At 57.4% G+C, this 1261-nt stretch carries 1 pseudogene; it reads left to right on the forward strand.

Annotation, left to right across the window (positions count from 1 at the left end):
* The first annotated feature begins 66 nt into the window (after window positions 1-66).
* A pseudogene (locus AC1D17_RS29005) lies at window positions 67-1228 on the forward strand (IS3 family transposase).
* The last annotated feature ends 33 nt before the right edge of the window (window positions 1229-1261 follow it).

Below are 1261 nucleotides of genomic sequence, written 5' to 3' on the forward strand. Positions count from 1 at the left end.
TTGGCCTGCCCCCTGAAAAGTGATCCTTTTTGAAGTATGGCTTATGAGCCAAAGAAGGACATTGAAATGGCAGCGAAAAGACACAAGGCAGAAGAGATCGTCACGAAGCTTCGTCAGGTTGACGTGCTGAATGCGCAGGGCAAATCGATGGCGGAGGCGATCCGGTCGATAGGCGTAACGGAAGTTACATATTACCGCTGGCGCGCAGAATACGGTGGCCTGAAGGGCGATCAGGTGAAGCGTCTGAAGGAATTGGAGACCGAGAACGCYCGSCTCCGCCGGGCAGTTTCCGATCTGACCTTGGACAAGATGATCCTGGCGGAGGCTGCCAGGGGAAACTTCTAAGCCCCGCCCGCCGCCGTGCSTGCGTGGACCATGTCACCGAGGAGCTGGGCGTGTCCGAACGACGGGCATGCAGGGTTCTCGGCCAGCATCGTTCTACGCAGCGCAAGGTCGCAAAGACACCAGATGACGAAGCGGCATTGACCGCCGACATCACAGCGCTCGCCCTCCAATATGGCCGATATGGTTATCGTCGCATTACGGCGATACTGCACCGGGCGGGTTGGATCGTGAACGTCAAACGGGTCGAGCGGATATGGCGGCGTGAGGGGCTGAAAGTACCTTCGAAGCAACCCAAGCGCGGTCGGCTCTGGCTGAACGACAGTTCGTGCATCCGGCTTCGGCCGGAATATCCCAACCATGTCTGGTCCTACGATTTCGTCGAGGACCGCACGCACAATGGAAAGAAAATCCGCATGTTAAACGTGATCGACGAGTTCACGCGGGAATGCATCGCCATCAGGGTGGAAAGAAAGCTGAAAGCTGTCGATGTCATCGACGTCCTTTCCGATCTCTTCATCCTGCGCGGCGTCCCAGCGCATATTCGTTCTGACAACGGTCCCGAATTCATTGCCAAGGCGCTGAGGGAATGGATTGCAATGGTCGGTGCCAAAACGGCTTACATCATGCCGGGCAGCCCATGGGAGAACGGCTATTGCGAAAGCTTCAACTCGAAGCTCAGGGACGAACTGCTCAACGGAGAAATCTTCTACACGCTCAAGGAAGCGAAGATCATCATCGAGGGCTGGCGGCGACACTACAACACCGTGCGTCCGCACTCGTCACTGAACTACAAGCCACCGGCACCTGAAGCCACCGTGTGGCCGCGCGTCAGAACGGCCCAGCTTCAACGCCAGCAGTGGCGGTCAAACCCAGCATGCACTAACATTAAACCCGGATCACCCGATGGGGGCAGACC

It is taken from the genome of Pararhizobium sp. P1_E7 (genome assembly GCF_056405855.1).